Below are 18,060 nucleotides of genomic sequence, written 5' to 3'. Positions count from 1 at the left end.
AGGAGCCAGGGAGAGAGCCGACCTTGCGGCGGGCCGCGATCCGGCCATTGATTAGGAAGCCCGACAGCGCGGGAAGCGCATGAACTTTCATCCCGCCGTCCGTGACTGGTTTGCCAAGACGCTGGGAGCCCCGACCCCGATCCAGGCGGCGGCCTGGCCGCTCATCCAGAGCGGCAGGCCGGTCCTCCTCGCCTCGCCGACGGGCTCGGGGAAGACCCTGGCCGCCTTTCTTGCGGCGATCGACGAGCTTGTGCGCCAAAGCCAGTCCGGGGAGCTCCGCCCGGAGGTCTCCGTCCTCTACGTCTCTCCGCTCCGTGCCCTCTCCTACGACGTCCAGCGCAACCTCTTGGAACCGCTGGCCGGCATCGGCCGGGAGCTCGCCGCCAAAGGAATCCCGGCCCCGGAAATCCGGATCGGCGCACGCACCGGGGACACCCCGGCGTCGGAGCGCGCCCGGCTCCTCCGCCGGCCTCCCCATCTCCTGGTGACCACCCCGGAGTCGCTCTACCTCCTTCTCGGCAGCGGCGGCGGACGCGCTCTGCTCTCCACGGTCCGAGTCGTCATCCTCGACGAGATCCACGCCGTGGCCTCCGGAAAGCGGGGGGCCCACCTCTCCCTTTCCCTGGAACGGCTCGCCGCCCTGACTCGCGTGCCCTTCCAGCGCATCGGGCTTTCGGCGACCCAGCGGCCGATCCGCGAGTTGGCCCACTTCCTTACCGGGGTCGGAGAGAGGGGATCGGCGCCCTGCGCCGTCGTCGACCTCGGATCGCGGCGAAAGATGGAGATCACGGTCGAGCTGCCCTCTTCCCCTTTGGAGCCGGTCCTCTCGACCGAGGTCTGGGAAGAGATCTACGATCGCTTGGCCGATCTGGTCCGCTCCCGCCGGACAACCCTTATCTTCGTCAACAGCCGCCGCCTCGCCGAGCGGGTCGCCCACCACCTGACCGGACGCCTCGGGGAAGCGGCGGTGGCCGCCCATCACGGGAGCCTGAGCCGGGAACGGCGCCTTGCGGCCGAGGAGCGGCTGAAGACCGGGCGGCTCTCGGTTCTCGTCGCCACCTCCTCCTTGGAGCTCGGCATCGACGTCGGCGAGATCGACCTTGTCTGCCAGCTCGGCTCGCCTCGGTCGATCGCTTCCCTTCTCCAGCGGGTCGGCCGATCGGCCCACCGGGTCGGAGAAGCGGTCCCCGAAGGGAGGCTCTTTCCGCTGAGCCAGGACGAGCTGGTCGAGTGCGCCGGGCTCCTTCTGGCCATCCGGGAGGGAGTCCTCGACCGGCTCGTGATCCCGGAAGCCCCCCTCGACGTCCTCGCCCAGCAGATCGTCGCCGAGGTGGCCGCCGGCCCGCGGGACGAAGAGGAGCTCTTTCGGTCGGTCCGGAGGGCCTATCCGTATCGCCGGCTCCGCCGCCAGGAATTTCTGCGCGTCGTGGCGATGCTGGCGGAGGGCTACTCTCCGAGGCGGGAGGGCAGCCGCGCCTTCCTTTTCCGGGACCGCGCCCGCAACCGCATCCTCCCGCGCAAGGGCGCTCGGCTGGCCGCCCTGCTGGGCGGCGGCGCGATTCCGGACGCCGGGGAGTACGCCGTCGTCGCGGAACCGGAGGGGATCACCCTGGGAACGGTGAACGAGGACTTTGCGGTCGAGAGCCTTCCCGGAGATATCTTCGCGCTGGGCAACACCTCTTGGCGGTTGCGCAAGATCGAGCGCGGGGTCGTCCGCGTCGAAGACGCCCGCGGAGAGGCTCCCACGATTCCGTTCTGGCTCGGGGAGCTGCCCGGCCGCAGCCGCGAGCTCTCCGCGTGTGCCGGCAGGGTCCGCCGCCGCGTGGACCAGTGGCTTGCGGAAGCAGAAGAACGCGGGCTTCCCGACGCGGCGGAACACGCCGGCAAAAAGCTCGAGGGGTGGATCGGCCTCCCCGGGCGCGCCGCTCGAGAGCTCGCCGCCTATCTGGCGGCCACCCGAGCGGCCCTCGGCTTCGTCCCCCATCCGGGACGCATCGCGATCGAGCGCTTTTTCGATCCGTCGGGCGGAACCCAGCTCGTCATCCATTCGCCCTTCGGGAGCCGGATCAATCGCGCCTGGGGGCTCGCGCTCCGCAAGCGCTTCTGCCGAAAGTTCAACTTCGAGCTGCAGGCGGCGGCGACCGAGGATGCGATCCTTCTCTCGCTTACCCACGCGCATAGCTTTCCGCTCGAGGAGATCCTCTCGTTCCTCCACCCGGAGTCGGTCCGCTCGGTCTTGATCCAGGCGCTCCTGACCAGCCCGATGTTCACGATCCGCTGGCGCTGGACCGCCTCGATCTCGCTCGCGGTCGCTCGACGCCGAGGAGGGGGCAGGGTCCCTCCCCTTCTCCAGAGGATGGAGGCCGAGGAGCTGCTCGGGGCGATCTTCCCCGACGCGGTCGCCTGCCCCGAAAACCTTGGCGGCGACCGGGAATGCCCCGACCACCCGCTGGTCGAGCAGACGCTGCGCGACTGCCTTGCGGAGGCGATGGACGCGGACGGGCTGGAGGATCTCCTTCGCAAGCTGCGGGGCGGCGCCATCGCCGCGGAGGCCCGCGATCTGCGCGAACCCTCCCCGGCTGCCCGGGGAATCCTGGCCGCCCGCCCCTACTCCTTTCTCGACCCCGCTCCCGCCGAGGAGCGCCGCGCCCGTGCGGTCGCCTACTCCGGACGGCTCCCGCTTTCGGATCTCCGGCAGCTCTCCATTGCCGACCCGCAGGCGGTGCGTTGCGTCCAAGAGGAAGCCTGGCCGGATCCGCAAGACCCCGACCAGATGGAGGACGCCCTTCTACTCTTGGGATTCCTTACCGAACGGGAGGCCCGCACGGGCTGTCCGGAGCCGCTCCGCCGCTTCGGGAAAAGACCGGCGCGGTCCTGGGAAGGGCTCTTGCAGGAGCTGGCGGAAGCGGGGAGGGCGATCGCGTTCCGGCCCCGGCCCGGTATCCGCGATCTGCTCTGGAGCTCCCCCGCATGGCTCGCCCACTGGAAAGCGCTCTTTCCGGAAGGGGAGATCGTCAGCGGAAAGACGGGTCCGCCTCCGGCCTCCTCCCCGTGGGATCCGGAGGCTGCGCTCCGCGAGATCCTCCGCGGACGCCTCCAGGGGCTCGGCCCTCTGTCCGCCACCGCGCTCGGCCGGCCGTTGGGACTGCCGGCCGAGCGGCTCTTCCCTTCCCTGGCGGCGCTCGAAGCGGAGGGCTTCCTCTTCCGCGGCCGCTGGCTCCCCGGGGAAGAGGAAGAGCAGTGGTGCCCCCGCGGGTTGCTCGCGCGGATCCATCGCTATGCGCAGGAGAGCCTCCGCCGGTCGGTTCGCCCGGTCTCGGCCTTGGACTTCCTTCGCTTTCTTTTGGCATGGCAGCGGCTCGCCCCGGAGGAGCGCGGGAGCGGCCCGGAGAGCCTGCATGCGGTCCTCCCGCTGCTCGAAGGGATTTCGGCGCCGGCGGAAGCCTGGGAGCAGGAGCTTCTGCCGGCCCGGATCGCCGATTTCGATCCGGATTGGCTCGAACGGCTCTGCCTAGACGGCCGCTTCTTCTGGCACCGGCTGCGCCGACGGCCGGAGGAGAACAAGAACCCGCGGCTGGTGGCCTCCTCCCCCGTCGCCGTTTTGCCCCGCGGCCGGCTTGCGGTCTGGTCGAACGGGGACCTTTCCGCTCCCGGGCGGCTGCGCCCCCGGGCGGCGACGATCTTCGCCTACCTCCAAAGCCGGGGCCCCTCCTTCCTCTCCGACATCCTGGAGAACTGCCGGCTGCTCCGCGGAGAAGCTACGGAGGCGCTGGCCGAGCTGGCCGGGAGCGGGCTGGTTCATTCCGACGGCTTTTCCGGCCTGCGCCTCTTCCGGCCCGAGCGGGGGCGCCGCAGGGACCGGGAGGTTCCTGCCGGCCGCTGGTCACTCACACCTCCGGTTTGCGCCCTGGGAGACGAAGAGCGGGCGGAGGAGATCGCCCGCGTGCTGCTCCGGCGCTACGGCGTGGTCTTTCGCCGGCTCCTGGAACGGGAGGAGGGGCTACCCCCGTGGTGGCAGCTTGTGGGCATTTACCGCCGCTTGGAAGCGCGCGAAGAAATCCGCGGCGGACGCTTCGTCGCCGGCTTCTCCGGAGAGCAGTTCGCCCTCCCCGAGGCGGCCGCTTCCCTGCGGAAGATCCGGGACCGGCCGAAGTCTGGCTCCTGGGTCTCGGTCTGCGCCGCCGATCCCGCCAACCTGGTCGGCATCCTCACGCCGGGGGAGCGGCTGCCCGCCCTGGCCGGTAACCGCCTGCTCTACCGCGACGGCGAGCCGATCGCCGTTCTCCGATCCGGCAAAAGCCATTTTCTCCGCCGCCTCGATCCCCGCGAGGAGTGGGAGGCGACCAAGCGACTCCTCCGGCGCGCCGACGCACGGGATTAGCCCGCCGCCCTGCCGGCCGCGAGCCGGCCCTCTCCGGTTACCGCGGAGCGCCGGAAGGCCGACGGCTCATCAACGCATAGCCCTGAATTTCCCGGACCGTGTCCGACCAATACGCGGGAAGCGCCGAAGCCACGGCGATCTCTCCGAAGGAGTTGCGGGGAAAGTCGGCCGCCATCTCGAAGCTGCCGCAGTAGGTGGTCGTCGGCCTTCCCTCGGCGGAAAGCGTGATCATGTTGACCGAGGTCGACCAGCGCACCGCGACCCCACACCGGTAGATGCGGCTGGGAACCATCGAAAGGACCGTGATCCGGACAAGAGGCCTGGCCTGGAGGGCTTCGGCGAACTGCTTCTTGTCCTGTTCGGTCACCGCCGGGCAGATCTCTTGGCGCGAGCAGGCGCCGATCGACAGGAGCGTCGCCAAGGCGAGCACGAACCGGAAGGGGATGCCGGCCCAGGAGGTCGTCTGCATGGTCTTCCGGAAAGCCTACAGCCTGCCGAAGCCGATTTCTATGGCAAAAAGCGGATGGGTTCTCGACCTTCCCCCAAGCGCTTTGCTAGCCTAGCCCGAGAAATGGAGCCGACAATGAAGCCGCTTTCCCGCAAGACCGCCATCATCACCGGTGCGTCAAGCGGCATCGGCCGAGCGACCGCTCTCGCCCTCGCCCGCGAGGGGGCGAACGTTGTCGCCGCCGCCCGCCGTTTCGACCGACTCGAAGCTCTCGCCCGCCGGATCGCCGACGAAGGGGGGAACGCGCTACCCATCCGCTGCGATGTCCGGGAGCCGAGCGAGGTGGAAAACGTGGTCGACGCCGCCTGCAAGCAGTTCGGAGGAATCGACATCCTGGTCGCCAACGCCGGCATCATGCCCATTTCGCTCATGCGGAACCTGCACGTGGCGGAGTGGATGGCGACGGTGGACGTCAATTTCAAGGGAGTCCTGGCCAGCATCGCGGCGGTGCTGCCCCGATTTCTGGCCCAGAAAAGCGGCCACATCGTCACCCTCTCCTCGGTCGCCGGCAGAAAGGTCTATCCGGGAAGCGCGGTCTACTGCGCGACCAAGTACGCGGTCCGTGCGCTCTCCGAAGGGTTGCGGATGGAGCTCTCCCCGTCCGACAACATCCGCGTCACCGTCATCGAGCCCGGAGCGGTCATCACCGAGCTCCTCGAGACCATCACCGACCGCGCGGCCCTCGAGGAGATCCAAAAGAACTTCGAGGAGGGCCGCGCCCTGCAGGCCGAAGACATCGCTTCGGCGATCGTCTACGCCGTGACGCGGCCGCCGCACGTCAACGTCAACGAGATCCTGATCCGGCCGACCTTCCAGGAGTTGTAGGCGACGGGCTCCGGATGGGAGAGTCAGCGCTCGGGCAGGATCTCCACCTCGGTCGCCTGACCGACCTGCTGGGGCAGCGCGATGTCGAAGAAAAGATTCCGGGAGAGTACCGCTTGGCGAACGCCGCGCTCGAGCTCGATTCCGACCTGCCCGTGCTCGAACCAGTTGTGGTCAATGACTAGGTCCCGCGCGACCACCGCGGCCAACCCGCTTCCTCCCGGCCGCGATCCTACTCGGACACGGTGGCCGAACGCGAGGCGGTTCCGGCGGAAGACGACGCCGCGGACCAGCTCGAAAGGGCTGGCGAAACGCTCGGCCAGCTCCCCGCCCGCCAGAATCCCGAGCATGCCGCGGCCGGGCAGGGCCGGGGCTCCCGCGGACGGCTCGGCATAGCTGACGGCGACGTCGAGGACGTTCTCGAGGAACTGCAGAAAGGTTCCCGAGCTCTCCCAGATGCCGGAGCTCCTCCGCAGGGTGTTGGCGTCGAAGACCGAGTCGTAGAGATCTCCCGTTCCGACAAAGAGGCCGTTCGGATCCTCGGCCTCGTTGGCGAAGAAGATCCCGTTTCCCTGCACCTGGTGGAGCAGGACCTGGCTCGTCGCGTCGGGAGCGACGTCCCACTCGCGGTCGACCGTGACCCGCTCTCCCTCCGCTCGAACGATCGTCCGCACCTGTCCCGCGCCTCGGCCGCTGACGATTTGGACGCCGAGACCGCTGTAATCGCCGGGAAGCTTTTCGGCGAGGAAAAGCTCCTTCCCGGAGCACCGGGAGACGGTGGCCAGCCGCGGGGGAAGATATCCGGCCACTTCCACCCAATCGGGAGCCTCGGTGCCGGCCTCGACCGGCCAGGCCAGGACGACCGACGCGTCGGCATTGTCTTGGACCGGAATCCAGTCTTCCCGGCCGTCCGGCTTTTCGATCCGCATCCCCGCGCCCCGCAACTCTCCCGGAGCCAACCGTCCCCCGCGCAGCCGGATCGTCTTCCCCTCGATCCGCTCCACCGGGAGGCGCCGAACCGGGAGATTCCCCTTGGCGAACCATTTTCCGCGGAGCGGTTCGCCTTGGATCCGGAAGGCCATTCGCTCGCCCCGGCCGAAATCGCTGAAGCGGTTGTGCGCGATGACAAAGAAACGGCAGGCGTCCAAGTGGCTTTGCAGGACGCTGCCGTCGGCAACCCAATTATCCAGGAAAGCGACGTAGCGTCCGCCCACTGCCGTCCGAGAAAAAGCGCCCATCGGATTCGAAAAGTCGTTGTCGACGATCCGTCCGTTGCGCAGGTCGAGCAGCCGGTGGCGCATCCCGAGGAACTCGCAACCGGAAATTTCCACGTTGCGGACGCCTCCCAAAAGAGGGAAAGCTCCTCGTCCTCCCGGCCCCCAGCCCCCACCGGCCCAAGGCCCACTGCGGATCGCGCTCCGGCTCCCGGCTCGGAGCGCCCGCGAAGGGCAGGTAGTCGATCCGCACCTCGCGCAGAAAGAGGTCCCGGGTTTCCCACGGAACGGCGGCGGCCTTTTTCAAAAACGCCGCGGGAATCTCCTCTTCGGCCAGCTCCACCGGCAGGAGCCGATCGGCCACGACCGAAAGATCGAGAAGGACCCTTCGCGCGTTGCGGACCACAAGCGAGAGGCCTTCGATCGAATAGCGCCCCCCGCCGTAGAGCACGGCGGGAAGGAAGTCGCTCGGCGCGTGCGGAGCGTTCTGCGGCCATTGCAGCCAGGTGAAGTCCTTGCCGTCTCCCTCGAGCAGGGTCTTGGGCGGCAGAAAGAAGGACTCCCGCACCGCATAGGTGCCCGCCGGCAGGTAGACGATGCCTCCTCCTCCTTTTTCGGCCGCGGCCAGCGCCTTCCGCAGGGCCGCCGAATCATCGGTTAGCCCGTCCCCCTTCGCCCCGAATTCGCGCACGTCGTAAACGGTCGACGGCCAGCTTTCGGCGGCTTTGACGACCAGCTTGGCGCCCCCGCCCCATCCCCATTCGCCTCCGTGCCCGTTGTGGACCCAGATCTCGTAGTTCCCGGCAGCGAGGTCCTCGGGGAGCCGGACCGAGAGGCGATACCGCTCGACGGTATCCGGCGCGAGCCGGATCGCCTTCCCCGTCGCGCTCTCCCGAAGCAGGACCAGAGCCCGCTTCGGCTCCTCCACGTCGAGAACGAAGTTGCGCCCGAAGACATCGATTCGACTCCCCGGCGCGGCCTCGTTCTCCTCTAGCCCCGGCAGCAGGCGCTCCGGCTGGCTCCATTCCGGCTTCGGAAGGTTGAGGAGGAGCTTATCCCCACCGGCATCGACAGCGAAGATGCCCGTTTGAAAGGCTGCGGGAATGGGAACCTTGATGGAGGCGGAGGAGGATTGCGATACCGGCACCGAAACGGTCGCCGCAGGCGCGTCGGGAAAGCCGCCCCGCGGTTCCTTGGGTTCTCCGTCTTCGAGCGGCCAGGTAGTGATCGACTGGACTCCCCCGAGGTCACCCCCGTAGAGGAGAGCCATCTCCCCCGGTGCCACCGGCTCCGAGGCCCAGAAGATCTTGGCGGCGCGGACGGTCGGGCACAAAGAGGTGAGCAAGAAGGCATACGCCAGAGGCACGAGCCGAGCCATTCCGCCTGCCAGACTGCCTCAAGCCGAACCGTCCAGCAAGCCGTTCCCGTCCGGGTCCCGCTTCCCAAGAGTTGCCATCGGCGGGCCGCTCGGGCAAAAGGAAAAGGACAGCGCTTGGGCAGAACGCAATGCTGGGCTTTTCCCCGATCGCACAAGACGATCCCACTCCCTTGGCGGTGGAAACGGAGGAGCTCTGCCGGCGCTTCGGCTCTCTCCGCGCCGTCGATCGGCTCACCTTCCAGGTGCGCGCGGGCACGATCTTCTCGCTGCTGGGACCCAACGGATCGGGCAAGACCACCACGATCCGCATGCTTACCACCCTGCTCCCGCCCTCTTCGGGAACCGCGCGCGTCGACGGCCACGACGTGGTCCGCGACCCGACCTCGGTGCGCGCCCGCATCGGGTACGTCCCGCAAATGCTATCCGCCGACCCCGAACTGACCGCCTACGAAAACCTCTGGATCGGCGCCAAGCTCTACCGGATTCCCCGCGCGCAGCGGCGCCAGCGGATCGAAGAAGCCCTCGGGTTCATGGGCATCGACCGGCCCGCGGACCTCGTCCGCCACTACTCCGGAGGAATGATCCGCCGCTTGGAGATTGCGCAGGCGCTCGTCAGCCGCCCCCGGGTCCTCTTCCTGGACGAACCGACCGCGGGGCTCGATCCGGCCGCCCGGCGCACCCTCTGGCGCCGCCTGCGCGAGCTCCGGGAGCAGTGGGGGATAACGATCTTCCTCACCACCCACTACATGGAAGAAGCCGCCGCGCTCTGCGAAACCGTCGGCTTCCTCCGCTCGGGACGCCTCGTCCGCCTGGGATCTCCCGAAGAGCTCTGCCGCGCCGGAACCGGGCGACGGAGCCTGGAGGAGGTCTTCCTGGACATCGCAGGAGAGCCTCTCCCTCCGGAAGGCGGCTCCTACGCGGAGACGCTGCGCACGCGCAAGGCGATCCGGCGCCATGGATAAGCGGCTGGCCGAGCTTTTCGCCGCCGGGGATCAGGCTCTGGCGATCGCGGAGGCCGAGCTCCGGAAGCTCCGCCACGATCCCCTCGAGCTCTTCACCCGGCTTGTGCAACCCCTGCTCTGGCTCCTGATCTTCGGCCAAGTGATGGACCGGATCGGCGCGATCCCGACCGGCCGGCTTCCCTACCTCGATTTTCTGGCGCCCGGCATCCTCGCTCAGAGCGCCCTTTTCCTCTCGATCTTCTACGGCATCTCCGCGATCTGGGAGAAAGATTCCGGGGTCCTCACCCGGTACCTCGTCAGCCCCGCACCCCGATGGACGCTCGTGGTGGGGAAGGCGCTCGGGGGCGGGGTGCGGAGTCTTTCGCAGGCGGTCGTGATCTTCGGCCTGGCAGCGACCCTCGGCGTGCAAATCCGGTGGCGGCCGGGAGCGATGGTCGCTCTCTTCGCATTCACCCTCCTCGGCTCGGGCCTCTTTTGCACCCTTTCCCTGATCGTCGCTTGTCTGGTCAAGACACGGGAGCGGCTCATCGGCATCGGCCAACTGCTCACCATGCCGCTTTTCTTCGCCAGCAACGCCATCTATCCAATCGCCCTCATGCCGGGCTGGCTCCGTCTGGTCTCGCGCCTCAACCCGCTGACCTACCTGGTGGATGCCCTACGGACGCTCATGCTCGCCCAGGCGGAGAGCGCGGTCGGCCTGGGCACCGACTTCGCGGTGCTGGCGGCCGGCTTCCTCCTGCTGACGGCTCTCGGCGCAAGGCTCTATCCCCGCATCCTCTTCTGAGCCTTTTCGGAGGCGGACCCCCCGCTCTTGCTCCATTTCCCGCTGGCTTCCCGGCTTCTTTTCGCTTTCATCTTGTCTATGATCCGCTGTCGATTCCAAGAGGCTTCCGCGTTCGCCCCTTGCGCACCCGGTATCGGTCCCAGCCGCCGGCGGAGCTTGGCCCGCCTCCTGCTTTTGGCTGCGCCCCTGCTTTTGTTCCTGGGCTGCAGCGCCGAGCAGAAGGCCAAGACGGCCGAAGAACGAATCGCCGAGTTCCGCCGCCACCCCTCGGAAAGAACGAAGCAAGCGGCGGCCGATGCGTTGGCCGCCCTCGGGGAGGCCCTTCGGGAGCGCGAGCGGGAAACGCTGAAGGGAAACCAGTCGCCCAAGGAGACCGGCGAGCTGGCGAAGCTCGAGCTCAAGCACGCTCAGCTCACCATCGAGTTCACCAAGGCGAAGGTCGACGCCTTCGTAAACGGCCTCCCGAAGGGCTCGGAGGAGAAGTAGGAGGCCGGTAGCCGATGGACGTCCTGGTCATCGGCGGGGGGATCGCCGGCTTTACGACCGCCTACCACCTGGCCGGGAAAGGCCGTTCGGTCCTCCTCCTCGAGCGGGAGACCAGGCCCGCCTACCATTCGACCGGCCGCTCCGCCGTCTTTTTCCGCGGAAGCCACGGGGTCGCCCGCGTCCGCGCCCTCTGTCGAGCCAGCCGGCCCTTCTTCGCCGATCCCCCGCGAACCCTGCCCGAACGCAGGCTCGCCTCTCCCCGCGATGCTCTCTTCATCTGCTCATCGGCCGATCTGCCCGCTCTGGAAGCCTTCGTGCAAGGGGCAAGAGAGAGCGGGACTCCGATCGAGCGGCTCGCTCCGGAGGAAGCCTGCGCGCGCGTCCCTGTGCTCCGCCCCGAGTACGTGGGTGGAGCCGCTTTGGAAACCGGGGGAATGGATATCCACCTCCCCGCCCTTCTGGCAACCCTGCAGGAAGGCATTCTCGCGCGGGGCGGCCGCATCGAGCTGGGAGCGGAGGTTCGGGAGATCGAGCGGAAGGACGGCCTTTGGCGGGTGCGGACTTCCGCCTGCGACTATTCGGCTCCCCTCCTGGTTAACGCCGCCGGGGCGTGGAGCGACCGGATCGCCCGGCTGGCCGGGGCGAGGCCGATCGGACTCGTGCCCAAGCGGAGAACCGTGATGACCTTCCGGCCGGACCCCGCAGCCGGGATCGCACGCTGGCCGATGGTGCTCGAGGTTCGGGAGCGGTTCTACTTCCGGCCGTGGGGAGAGGAGCTTTTGGCTTCGCCGGCCGACCAGACCCCGGTTCCGCCCTGCGACGCCCAGCCGGAGGAAGCCGACTGCCGGCTGCTCCTCCAGAGGCTGGCCGAAGCGACAACCCTGCCCCTCGGCCCCGCCTCCCGGCTTCGCCGGTGGGCGGGCCTCCGCTCCTTCGTCCCCGACGAGCGCCCGGTCCTCGGATGGGATCCCGACCTTCCCGGCTTCTTTTGGGTCGCGGCGCTCGGCGGCTTCGGAATCGAAACCTCGCCGGCGGTGGGGGAAGTCGCCGCCGCCCTCTTGACCGGAGAGCCCTTCCCTCCCCATGTCGCCGCCGAAGGCGTCTGCGCGGCGGACTTTTCTCCGGAGCGGCTGCGCATCCAGAAAAACGCCGGCGGCTGAGGCCAAGACGGGAAGGCTGTCGCTCCGAGCGGGCGCATCGACCTCACGGCTCCCGGGCGAGAGGAGGTTCCGGCGGCTCGCCCCGCTCCCGCAACACCGGGTTGGCCTTCCGCCTCGTTTTCTCCCTCTCCGGATGCCCCCACCATGCCGCTTCCTACTCCCCCATCTCTTCTTCGGCAAAAACGCGGCTCTTTTTCGATCTGCCCTGCCTCCGCCGTCCGGGCGGCGCGGGCGGGCCCCTTCACCCTCGCCTACCGGGGAAGCCGGATCTTGTTCCGATCGGCCTCGAACCGCGCCCGCTGCCGGAGGAAGCCGTCGATCGCCCGGTTGCGCGCCTCGGCTAGGTCGCGATAAGCCTGGACGAAACGAAATTCGGCATCCCGGGGGGCCAGCTGCCTCGCGGGAGCCAGGATCGGCCCCGCCCAGTCGGTAGCCGCGGGATAGCGCGCCAAGGCCACGCACGCTCCGGAAACCGGCCGGACCGCTTCGAGCCGGAGGATCGGATTCCGCGCGACCCACCCTGCGAGCGGGCTCGGCGGAAGCATCGCCTGCGCCCTGGCCGCATAGCCCAGGGCCCAAGCCCCGGGCACACCCCAGACCGAGTCGTAATGGAAGAGAAACCCGTTGACGGTCTCCCAGTACGCCCGCCGATCGGGTTCCAAGCAGCGATCCCCCGCCAGATGGAGGGGGAGCGGGTTCCCTTCGCGAATGGCCATCAGCTCCGCGGCATAGAAGCTGCAATCCCATTGGAGAAGGGCCGGGGCGGCCAGGAGGATCTTCCACCGGCCGTCCACCACCCGGGCACGCTCGACCCGCCAGCGAAAGGAGAGCGGCTGGTTCGCGGGAAGCACGAGGAATTTCTTCCCGAAATCATGTAGGTAGCCGGGCGGGAGGAAGTGGGAGAGCAGCAGGTAGGGAAGGGTGCGGATGTAGGGCGGGGGACCGTCCGCGGGAATCGGCACCGGCACGGCGGGGACGACGTAGAGGGAGTAGGGCGAGCGGACGGTCGCGCGGTAGTCGATTGCGACTCCGTCACCCGCGCGGTCGAAGCCGACCGGCTCCAGAGCGTCGATCGTGACCCCGCGGTGAAGATGGCGTTGGAGGCAAGCCCGGGCCGCCTCGATCGGAGGCAGGAAGCGGGCCTCGGCCGCCGGATCGAGCCGCTTAGCCTGCCCGACCCCTCCGTCGTCGCCGCGGATCCAGCGGATCATCTGCTCCCGCCACCGCTCGTAGTCGGCGCGGGCTCGCGCCAGGGAGTGGGGTTCGTCGTCCTCCAGGGAAGCGGGAATCGGCGCGGAGGCGGGAGCCGGAGCGACGGCGGGCGGAGCCGGCGTTTTCCGCCGGTGCTGCCATGAGGCGACAACGGCCACCCCGAGGAGCGCGAGAAGGGAAGCCCCCAGAACGAACTCGGGAAAATCGAGCCGCCTTCGGCCCGTCCGGCGGGGCCGGGCCGGAGAAAGCGGACCCGCCGGGATCGAAGAGCTCGCGAGTGTTCGGTCCCTCTTGTTACCGATGGTTTTGCCGACGACTTCCGATATGCCCGCGCCGCGCATGATGCCTCCTGCCGTAGGTTTCTCCTTCGCCTCCTTCCCGCTCGATCGCGGTCGGATCCGCAATGCGATGGTAAGACTATCGGTCCGCCGCCGGGGAGGCAAGCGGTCTCCATGTTACATTTTTGTTACGAAGCGATACGATCGATCCGGCAAGGAGCGATCAGGCTGCTAGGGATGCCTCTTCCTGCCGGCGGCGCGCCGGCGTTTGTTCTTGTCAACGGCTCCGGCGCCGGGGAAAAAAGGCGCGCCATGGGAACCATCTTGATCCGCTGGCTCATTCTGGCCATCGCCATCTTCGTCGCCGCGCACCTCAAGTTCGTCGGCATCCGCTACGAAAGCCTGAGCTCCCTGCTGGTGGCCGCCCTCGTGCTCGGCATCATCAACGCGTTGCTCAAGCCGATCTTCGTCACCCTCACCCTCCCCTTCATCCTGCTGACCTTCGGCCTCTTCCTGATTGTGATCAACGCGCTGCTCCTGTACTGGACGGGCAAGCTCGTCACGGGCTTCATCGTTCCCTCCTTCGGCTCCGCGATCGCCGGAGCGGTCGTCATCAGCCTGGTCCGGTTGGCGTTGGAAGGTTGGCTCTAGCCGGCGTCGCCCGCTCACGGCCGCCGGCCGCCTTCTCCGGCCGCCGGTAGAGGATGAGCAGCGCCTCCCGGTTGACCTCCCAATCGGGCAGGACGAACTCCTCGAGCGCGTCGCCCACCCATTGGCTCTGCTTCTGCAAGAGAACGACGGCATCCGCATGACGCTTCCTGGCCTGTTTGACAAGACCGCGCAAGGTTCCGCCCCCGCCGATCGGCCCCTTGCCCCTGGTCTCCAGGATCGTCCCCAGCACCCAGGACGGCCGGTCGGGTCCTCCCCGGGTCCAGACGTCCATGCCATCCACGACCCGCTTGGTGCCCGGCTTGGCGGGCAGGAGCAGCCCCTGGCCTTCGGTGGGCATGTAGCCGACGTTGGCGCAGCCGCCGAGCAGGCAGGCAAGCAAGAAGAACCCGCAGCGCGACCAAGCGGTGCCCCGTGCCGTTCTTTCCACGGTCAAGCTCCTTTCCGCCGAGCAGCGGGCCTACCCGCTGCTCAGGGGATCACCCGGGTCCCCAAGAGCTCCAGAAAGCGGGCGAGCCATTCCGGATGGGCCGGCCAGCCGGGAGCGGTGACGAGGTTGCCGTCGACGAGGGCTCCGGTCATCGGGAGCTCGACGTAGAACCCTCCCGCCGACTTCACCTCCGGGCCGACCGCGGGATAGGCGGATACCCGCCGCCCGGCCAGCCCTCCGGCAGCGGCGAGCAGCTGGGCGCCATGGCAAATCGCGGCGACCGGCTTGCGTTCGTCGAGAAAATGGCGCACCAGGGAGAGGACCGCAGGCTCCAGGCGCAGGTACTCCGGGGCCCTTCCTCCGGGGATCACCAGCGCGTCGTAGCGGCCGGGATCGATCTCCGCGAAGGAAGCGTTCAGGACGAAGCGGTGACCGGGCTTTTCCGAATAGGTCTGATCGCCTTCGAAATCGTGAATCGCGGTCTTGACGCTTTCTCCAGCCCGTTTTCCAGGGCAGACCGCGTCCACCCGGTGACCGACCATCCGCAAGGCCTGGAAGGGCACCATCGCCTCGTAGTCTTCGACGAAGTCGCCGACCAGAAGCAGAATCGTCTTGGCACTCAACTGCACTCCGTCCTTTGCGGCTATACCTTCAGAAGCTCGGCTTCCTTCGCCTGGAGAAGCCGGTCGACCTCGCCGATGAACCGGTCGGTTAGCTTCTGCACGTCTTTTTCGGTGCGGGCCAGATCGTCCTCGCTCACATCCGATTCCTTCTGGAAGGCTTTCGCCTCCTCCAGTCCATGTCGGCGCGCGCCTCGTAGGGCCACTCGGGCTTCCTCGGCCATCCGGCGCACCACGCGGATCATCTCGTGCCGGCGCTCTTCGGAAAGCGGAGGAACGGGCAGCCGGATCAGCTTGCCGTCTACAATCGGGTTGATCCCGATCCTCGCTTCCTCGATCGCCTTTCGGATCGCATCGACGACGGTCGGATCCCAAGGCTGGACCAGAAGAAGATGGGCATCGGGCGCCGTGATGGCCGCCAGATCGCGCAGGCGCATCGAAGAGTCGTAGGCCTCGACCGGGATGTTCGCCACCAGCTCGGGCGAGGCCTTGCCCGATCGCACGGAGGCGAACTCCTCGCGCAGATGCCCGACCGCCTTCTCCATGCGTTCTTCGGTCCGCAAAAGGATCTCTTCGAAGCTGCTCATACCTCGCCGTTCGGACACATTCTGAAAGGAAAGCGGTCCGCCTGCAACAAGAGAAGTCGCCGCTAGGCGCAAACCCGGGTGCCGACCGGCTCGCCGCAGACTGCGGCAAGCAGGTTGCCCGGCGTGAAGACGTTGAAGACGACGATCGGAATGTTGTTATCCATGCAGAGGGTGAAGGCGGTCGCGTCCATGATGGAAAGCCGCTTCTGGATCGCGTCGATATACCGCAGCTGCGTGAACCGCTTGGCCTCGGGATTGCAATGGGGATCGCTGTCGTAGACCCCGTCAACCTTCGTCCCCTTGAGGATGACCTCCGCCTCGATCTCGCTCGCCCGCAGGGCTGCCGTCGTGTCGGTCGAGAAGAAGGGATTGCCGGTGCCGCCCACGAAGATCACGATCCTTCCCTTTTCCAAGTGCCGGATCGCCCGCCTCCGAATAAAAGGCTCCGCTACGTTCCGCACCTCGACCGCGGTCTGCACCCGGGTCGGAATCCCTAGGCTCTCCAGGGCGCCTTGCAGGGCCAGGCCGTCGATGATCGTCGCCAACATCCCCATGTAATCGGCCGTCGGCCGATCGAGGCCGCTCTTGAGGCCCGTCGTCCCACGCCAGATGTTTCCCCCGCCGATGACGATCGCGATCTGGATCCCCGTCCCGTAGACCTCCGCCACCTGCCGGGCGATCTTGAGCGTCACCTCCATCGAGATGGGGGCTTGCGGGCTGCCGAGGACCTCGCCGCTCAGCTTCAAAAGCACCCGCCGATAGACCGGGGCGCGTCGGGGTTCGGCGGGCGGTTCCATGAAAGCCATCGCACCTTCCCTTCTCTCTCGGCACTTGTCAATGCTTCCCTGAATATCTTCCGTCACCTGCGGACCTCGCTCGCCTTCCTCGGCTCGCTATCGGGCCAAAGGCTTCCTCGAGCCCTCGTGATACCGAAAGTCGCGATACTGGCGGATCACCCTCTCCCGCAACCACCCGAAAGGGATATGGACCGCATACCGATAGCGAACCTCCTTCGGTCCCCAGTCGCCGTTCGGAAGCCGCTGCGATTCCCAGCGGAAGTGCAACTCGTAGAGCCGGGCGAAAAACCAGGCCACGGAGACCGGATGGCCGAGAAAGCCCTCGTTGCGCATAAGCGAGTAATCCTCCTTGGAAACCCAGAGGTGGCCCCAGACGGCGTTGCACACCTTCTCCTCCCGATTCCGGTAGGGCATGTTCGGTTTCGGGGTGAAACGGATCTTGTAGCAATCGACCCCGTTGACCGTTTCGCTGCCGTCGATCGCATAGAAGTAATGATCGATGAGGTTGAGAACCTCGAAGGGCTCCTCTTTGGCCGCCTTGGCGGTCTCCCCTTCCGGACCCTTTTCCGGACGGGAGCCGTAATCGGGGGCTCGGTCGGCGTAGACCACCACGCGCTCCTTGCTTTCGGAAACGATGCGCCGGTCGGCGTCGAGCCTCTGCCGGATGATCAGCAGATCGTAATCGAACTGGCGGCGGCGGAGCGCTAGCCGCTTGTCCTGCTCCGCCAGCCGATGGACGATCCGCTCCGCCTCGCCTCCCGGCTCCGCCCAGGCGGACGTCGCCCCGGGTCCGGCCGTGGCCAGCCATCCGCCCAAGGTCAGGAAGACCGGCGCCAGAGCGAGAAAAGGCACGGATCGCTTTTCCATGAGACAGAACGCCCTCCATCACCGCGGCGTGGCAGGGCTGCTCCAGGCGATCCGGGGCCTGCCGGCCCGCCTGATGCGCAACGTTCGTAGCCGAGCCGGCGCCAGCCCGACAAGCGGATTTTCTTTCGACCGGGAATCGGGCACCATCGGGCCGATGGCTAGAGCACGCCAAGGCCTCCTGCAGGGACAAGGAGCGGTGCGGTGGTGGCGGCGGTGCCGGAGCGGGAACCCGGAGCTCGGTTCCTTCTTCCTCGGGGCCGACGGCCTGTCGATGCTCGCCCTTTCCCTGGCGGCCATCCTCGCTTCGGGGACATTGAGCTATTGGTGCGCTTTCGCCTCCGTCCTCCGCGCCGCCCGCCGCAGCCGCAGCTCGGCGAACGGCTTCTCCCGGATCGTCGTCCTGGGTTCCTGCCTAGACCCATTCGGCCGGCCCACACCCACCTATCGGCGCCGGCTGGAGCGCGCGCTGGCACTCTTCGGCTCCGCGCCGGGCTCGACCATCTTTCTCCTAGGCGGGCGCACCGCGGAAGGAGCGCCCACCGAAGCGGAGGCGGGAGCGGATTACTTGCGGAGCCGCGGCGTGCCCGAAAGCGCGCTGGTACGCGAGGAGCGGTCCCGCCACACCTTGGAGAACCTCCGCTTCTACCGGTCGGCGCCTCCTCCCGCGGATCCCCGCCCGGCCGCGCTCGTCACCAGCCGCTTCCATCTGGCCCGCAGCTCGCTCCTCGCCTGCGGGCTCGGGATTCCGCACACTGTGTGCGCCGCCGAAGACCACTGGTCGGCCTCCTGCGGGGAGATCGGGCGCCTGCTGGCGGAGGCTTTCTTGGTCCACTGGTACCTGGTGGGCCGGACCTACGCCTCCTGGACCCGCAACCGGCGCATGCTTGATCGCATCCGGTAGGCGC

The 18,060-nt window shown here is 67.9% G+C and carries 17 protein-coding genes; 8 read left to right on the top strand and 9 right to left on the bottom strand.

What is annotated here, in order from left to right:
* Positions 1 to 79 precede the first annotated feature (79 nt).
* Entirely contained in the window at positions 80 to 4,381 is a 4,302-nt protein-coding gene (locus MTHMO_RS03730) for a DEAD/DEAH box helicase (protein ID WP_202213590.1), read from the top strand.
* Between the two features lie 37 nt (positions 4,382 to 4,418).
* Here MTHMO_RS03730 and MTHMO_RS03725 read toward each other — a convergent pair whose 3' ends face one another.
* Positions 4,419 to 4,850 (bottom strand): hypothetical protein, encoded by a 432-nt coding sequence (locus MTHMO_RS03725; RefSeq protein WP_202213589.1) that lies wholly within the window; start codon positions 4,848 to 4,850, stop codon positions 4,419 to 4,421.
* A gap of 114 nt (positions 4,851 to 4,964) precedes the next feature.
* Between MTHMO_RS03725 and MTHMO_RS03720 the strand changes: the two genes are divergently transcribed.
* A complete protein-coding gene (locus tag MTHMO_RS03720) occupies positions 4,965 to 5,714 on the top strand; it encodes an SDR family oxidoreductase (RefSeq protein WP_202213588.1) in 750 nt (249 codons plus the stop codon).
* Positions 5,715 to 5,737: 23 nt separating this feature from the next.
* On the opposite strand, the gene MTHMO_RS03715 is transcribed toward MTHMO_RS03720, so the two are convergent.
* Complete coding sequence (locus MTHMO_RS03715; RefSeq protein WP_202213587.1) at positions 5,738 to 6,925, bottom strand: hypothetical protein; 1,188 nt, start codon at positions 6,923 to 6,925, stop codon at positions 5,738 to 5,740.
* A complete protein-coding gene (locus tag MTHMO_RS03710) occupies positions 6,894 to 8,303 on the bottom strand; it encodes a glycosyl hydrolase family 28-related protein (RefSeq protein WP_237394745.1) in 1,410 nt (469 codons plus the stop codon). The genes MTHMO_RS03715 and MTHMO_RS03710 overlap by 32 nt, the downstream gene beginning before the upstream one ends.
* 128 nt (positions 8,304 to 8,431) lie before the next feature.
* Between MTHMO_RS03710 and MTHMO_RS03705 the strand changes: the two genes are divergently transcribed.
* From MTHMO_RS03705 to MTHMO_RS03690, 4 genes are all read left to right on the top strand, one after another.
* On the top strand, positions 8,432 to 9,265 hold the full coding sequence (locus tag MTHMO_RS03705) for an ABC transporter ATP-binding protein (RefSeq protein WP_202213586.1): 834 nt from the start codon (positions 8,432 to 8,434) through the stop codon (positions 9,263 to 9,265).
* Positions 9,258 to 10,049: an ABC transporter permease gene (locus MTHMO_RS03700; RefSeq protein WP_202213585.1), complete on the top strand. Its 792-nt coding sequence runs from the start codon at positions 9,258 to 9,260 to the stop codon at positions 10,047 to 10,049. Before MTHMO_RS03705 ends, MTHMO_RS03700 begins: the two co-directional genes overlap by 8 nt.
* Positions 10,050 to 10,127: 78 nt before the next feature.
* Positions 10,128 to 10,535 (top strand): hypothetical protein, encoded by a 408-nt coding sequence (locus MTHMO_RS03695; protein WP_202213584.1) that lies wholly within the window; start codon positions 10,128 to 10,130, stop codon positions 10,533 to 10,535.
* 14 nt (positions 10,536 to 10,549) lie between these two features.
* A complete protein-coding gene (locus tag MTHMO_RS03690; protein ID WP_202213583.1) occupies positions 10,550 to 11,695 on the top strand; it encodes an FAD-binding oxidoreductase in 1,146 nt (381 codons plus the stop codon).
* 251 nt (positions 11,696 to 11,946) lie between these two features.
* Here the strand turns inward: MTHMO_RS03690 and MTHMO_RS03685 are convergent, their stop codons facing one another.
* Positions 11,947 to 13,248: a hypothetical protein gene (locus tag MTHMO_RS03685; RefSeq protein WP_202213582.1), complete on the bottom strand. Its 1,302-nt coding sequence runs from the start codon at positions 13,246 to 13,248 to the stop codon at positions 11,947 to 11,949.
* Positions 13,249 to 13,497: 249 nt separating this feature from the next.
* Between MTHMO_RS03685 and MTHMO_RS03680 the strand changes: the two genes are divergently transcribed.
* Positions 13,498 to 13,836, top strand: a complete 339-nt coding sequence (locus MTHMO_RS03680; RefSeq protein ID WP_202213581.1) for a phage holin family protein — start codon at positions 13,498 to 13,500, stop codon at positions 13,834 to 13,836.
* Here the strand turns inward: MTHMO_RS03680 and MTHMO_RS03675 are convergent.
* The 5 genes from MTHMO_RS03675 to MTHMO_RS03655 form a co-directional block, all read right to left on the bottom strand.
* Positions 13,799 to 14,284 carry a hypothetical protein gene (locus MTHMO_RS03675; protein WP_202213580.1) on the bottom strand — a complete coding sequence of 162 codons (486 nt, stop codon included), beginning with the start codon at positions 14,282 to 14,284 and terminating at the stop codon, positions 13,799 to 13,801. The two genes, MTHMO_RS03680 and MTHMO_RS03675, sit on opposite strands and share 38 nt — an antisense overlap.
* Positions 14,285 to 14,325: 41 nt before the next feature.
* Positions 14,326 to 14,907: a DJ-1/PfpI family protein gene (locus MTHMO_RS03670; protein WP_202214830.1), complete on the bottom strand. Its 582-nt coding sequence runs from the start codon at positions 14,905 to 14,907 to the stop codon at positions 14,326 to 14,328.
* A 20-nt stretch (positions 14,908 to 14,927) separates the two neighbouring features.
* Complete coding sequence (frr, locus tag MTHMO_RS03665) at positions 14,928 to 15,491, bottom strand: ribosome recycling factor (RefSeq protein WP_202213579.1); 564 nt, start codon at positions 15,489 to 15,491, stop codon at positions 14,928 to 14,930.
* A 62-nt stretch (positions 15,492 to 15,553) separates the two neighbouring features.
* Positions 15,554 to 16,297 carry a UMP kinase gene (gene pyrH, locus MTHMO_RS03660; protein WP_370568212.1) on the bottom strand — a complete coding sequence of 248 codons (744 nt, stop codon included), beginning with the start codon at positions 16,295 to 16,297 and terminating at the stop codon, positions 15,554 to 15,556.
* An 87-nt stretch (positions 16,298 to 16,384) separates the two neighbouring features.
* The gene (locus MTHMO_RS03655; RefSeq protein WP_202213578.1) at positions 16,385 to 17,155 is read right to left on the bottom strand and encodes a hypothetical protein; all 771 of its coding nucleotides are present in this window, start codon (positions 17,153 to 17,155) and stop codon (positions 16,385 to 16,387) included.
* Between MTHMO_RS03655 and MTHMO_RS03650 the strand changes: the two genes are divergently transcribed.
* Positions 17,154 to 18,056: a YdcF family protein gene (locus tag MTHMO_RS03650; RefSeq protein WP_202213577.1), complete on the top strand. Its 903-nt coding sequence runs from the start codon at positions 17,154 to 17,156 to the stop codon at positions 18,054 to 18,056. The two genes, MTHMO_RS03655 and MTHMO_RS03650, sit on opposite strands and share 2 nt — an antisense overlap.
* Positions 18,057 to 18,060: the final 4 nt, after the last annotated feature.

The organism is Methylacidimicrobium sp. AP8, assembly GCF_903064525.1.
Classification (GTDB): Bacteria; Verrucomicrobiota; Verrucomicrobiia; order Methylacidiphilales; family Methylacidiphilaceae; genus Methylacidimicrobium.
This window is presented reverse-complemented; position numbering and strand designations above follow the sequence as displayed.